The sequence below is a fragment of the Leptotrichia sp. oral taxon 879 str. F0557 genome, assembly GCF_000469385.1.
Lineage (GTDB): Bacteria > Fusobacteriota > Fusobacteriia > Fusobacteriales > Leptotrichiaceae > Leptotrichia > Leptotrichia mesophila.
Genome location: NZ_KI271317.1, coordinates 32353 through 35575, shown reverse-complemented (window position 1 = coordinate 35575; position 3223 = coordinate 32353). Strand labels below are relative to the sequence as shown.

Sequence of the window (3223 nt, the reverse complement as noted above, 5' to 3'; positions counted from 1 at the left end):
ATAAATTATAGAAAAAATATTTATTAACAACAAATTATTTTATCCAAAAAAACTGTTATTTAGATAAAAATTACTTAGTTAAATATTTAAGAATTGAATTTATAAAATAAATTGTTAAATAAATTTATTATCATAATTAAATTAAAAAAATAGAATTGGAGAAAGAATGAAGTCAGGATTTATAACAATTGTTGGGCGTCCAAATGTTGGGAAGTCTACGCTTATGAATAAGCTTGTGAAAGAAAAAGTTGCGATTGTGTCAGACAAGGCTGGGACGACTAGGGATCAGATAAAAGGTATTGTAAATATTGGAGAAAGTCAGTTTATATTTGTTGATACGCCAGGGATTCATAAACCTAAACATTTACTTGGGGAACACATGACTAATGTAGCATTAGAAGCTCTTGAAAATGTGGATTTGATAATGTTTATGCTGGATGGGACACAGGAAATTTCAACTGGGGATATGTTTGTTAATGAAAATGTGCGAAGTGTAAAGACACCAATTGTACTTGTTATTAACAAAATTGATAAAATGTCGGATGAGGAAATTGAGGAGAAGAAAAAGGAAATTCGTGAAAAATTGGGAGAGTTTGATGAAATAATAACTCTTACGGCGGAATATGCGATTGGGATTCATAAAATATTTGAAGTTGCCGAGAAATATTTGTCAAATGATGTATGGTTTTATCCAGAAGATTACTATACAGATCTACCAGTAAATAAAATCGTTGTGGAAACAGTCAGAGAGAAAATTTTGCACCATACGAAAGATGAAATTCCCCATAGTGTAGCTGTGGAGATTATTAATGTAGAAACAAAGCCTACAATTAGAAAATATGATATAAATATTTATGTTGAAAGAGATAGCCAAAAAGGAATTATTATTGGAAAAGATGGGGCTATGCTTAAGAAAATTGGGACAGAGGCTAGACGTGAGATTGAGCATCTGATTGATTTAAAGGTTAATTTGAAATTGTGGGTAAAAGTTAAGAAGAAATGGAGAAAGAATAAGAAATTTCTTGATGAAATGGGATATAAAATAAAATAACAGTTATTTTAGATTCTATTTGATTAATAACGTTTTTTTTATTTTTATAAAAATTTTGCTTGAAAATACATATATATAGAGAAAGTAGAAATATGATTTTAAATTTTGGAAACAATTAAGAAAAGAGAATTTTGAAAAAAAGAAAGAGGAAAATAGAGATGGATTTTAAAATACATTCAAAATTTAAGCCTACTGGAGACCAGCCTCAGGCTATTAAAAAGATTGTGGAAAACTTGGAAGACGGGATTACAGATCAGATTTTGCTTGGGGTTACGGGGTCGGGAAAGACATTTACAGTTGCGAATGTTATTGAGAAAATAAATCGTCCAGCTTTGATAATGGCGCCGAATAAGACGCTTGCAGCACAGCTTTATAATGAATACAAACAGTTTTTTCCTGAAAATGCTGTTGAGTATTTTGTGTCTTATTACGATTATTACCAGCCTGAAGCGTATATTATGCAGACTGACACGTATATTGAAAAAGACTCTTCAATCAATGATGAAATTGATAAATTGCGACATGCGGCAACAGCGGCACTTTTGAATAGAAGAGATGTTATTATTGTGGCTTCTGTTTCGGCAATTTATGGATTGGGGTCGCCAGAGGCTTATAAAAAAAGATCAATTCCGATTGATGTGGAAACAGGATTTGAGAGAAATGAGCTTATAAAAAGGCTGATTTCACTTAGATATGAGAGAAATGACATTGCCTTTGAGCGTGGAAAATTCCGTGTGAAAGGTGATATTCTTGATTTACATCCGTCTTATCAGGATACAGGATATCGTTTTGAATTTTTTGGAGATGATTTGGAAAGCATTTCAGAGATTAATACGCTTACTGGACAGAAAATTAGAAATATAAAAAGAATCACAATAATGCCTGCGACTCACTATTTGACAAATGAAGATACAAAAGTGATGTTTGAGGCAATAAAAAAGGAAATGGAAGAAAGGGTACATTTTTTTCAAAAGGAAGGAAAACTACTGGAAGCACAGCGAATTGAACAAAGAACGAAATATGATTTGGAAATGATTGAGGAAATTGGGTATTGTAAAGGTGTGGAAAACTATTCTAGATATTTGACAGGAAAGAGTGAAGGAGAAGCGCCTGATACGTTGATTGACTATTTTCCAGAGGATTTGGTTGTATTTTTGGATGAGTCGCACATTTCAGTTCCGCAGATAAATGGAATGTATAAGGGAGATAGGGCAAGAAAGAAGGCTTTAATTGACAATGGATTCAGGCTTCCAAGTGCTTACGACAACCGTCCGTTAAAATTTGAGGAATTTTTTGAAAAAGTTCCACAAGCTGTGTATATTTCGGCCACTCCAAGTGATTACGAACTGGAACATTCAAATGGTGAAGTTGTAGAGCAACTTGTCCGTCCAACAGGAATTGTAGAGCCAAGTATCGACATTCGTGAAACAAAAAATCAAATTGATGACTTGATGGATGAAATAAAAACAAGAACAGCAAGAAAAGAACGGGTTTTAGTTACAACTTTGACAAAAAAAATGGCAGAAGAACTGACAGATTACTATTTGGAATATGGAATAAAAGTAAAATATATGCACTCTGATATTGATACACTAGAAAGAACAGAGATAATAAGAGGCTTGAGAAAAGGTGAATTTGATGTTCTAGTTGGAATAAACTTGCTGCGGGAAGGATTAGATATTCCAGAAGTTTCATTAGTGGCAATTTTGGAAGCAGACAAGGAAGGATATTTGCGTTCCAGAAGATCTTTAATTCAGACAATGGGACGTGCTGCAAGAAATGTAGAAGGACATGTTATCCTATATGCTGACAGAATAACAGGCTCTATGCAGGAAGCCATTGACGAAGTGAACAGACGGCGTGAAGTTCAGGAAAAATACAACTTGGAAAACAATATTAATCCAAAATCAATCGTAAGAGAAATTGCAGAGTCAATCGTAGACTATGAAATTGAAAAAGAAAATGAAGCAAACAAAGCAATCAAGCAGTATAAGAGTGAAAAAGATGTGGAAAAGGAAATAAAGAAACTTGATAAGCAGATTAAAAAACTGGCTGAAGAGCTTAATTTTGAGGAAGCTATTAAATTGAGGGATAAAATGAATGAATTGAAGAAGTTGTTAATTGAACTGTAATTTTTTCTTTATTTTTGCAGGATTGCTCATTGCCGCAAAT

General features: G+C 32.9%; 2 protein-coding genes. Both read left to right on the top strand.

Annotated features, from left to right (window positions below; genetic code table 11):
- Positions 1-166: 166 nt before the first annotated feature.
- Positions 167-1051, top strand: coding sequence for a GTPase Era (gene era / locus HMPREF1552_RS04950; RefSeq protein WP_021744001.1), 885 nt, complete (start codon positions 167-169; stop codon positions 1049-1051).
- Between the two features lie 158 nt (positions 1052-1209).
- Entirely contained in the window at positions 1210-3183 is a 1974-nt protein-coding gene (uvrB, locus tag HMPREF1552_RS04945) for an excinuclease ABC subunit UvrB (protein WP_021744000.1), read from the top strand.
- The last annotated feature ends 40 nt before the right edge of the window (positions 3184-3223 follow it).

Excerpts from the sequence above, each read along its gene's own strand:
- era (WP_021744001.1), top strand. The coding sequence starts at position 167 with ATGAAGTCAGGATTTATAACAATTGTTGGGCGTCCAAATGTTGGGAAG.
- uvrB (WP_021744000.1), top strand. The coding sequence starts at position 1,210 with ATGGATTTTAAAATACATTCAAAATTTAAGCCTACTGGAGACCAGCCT.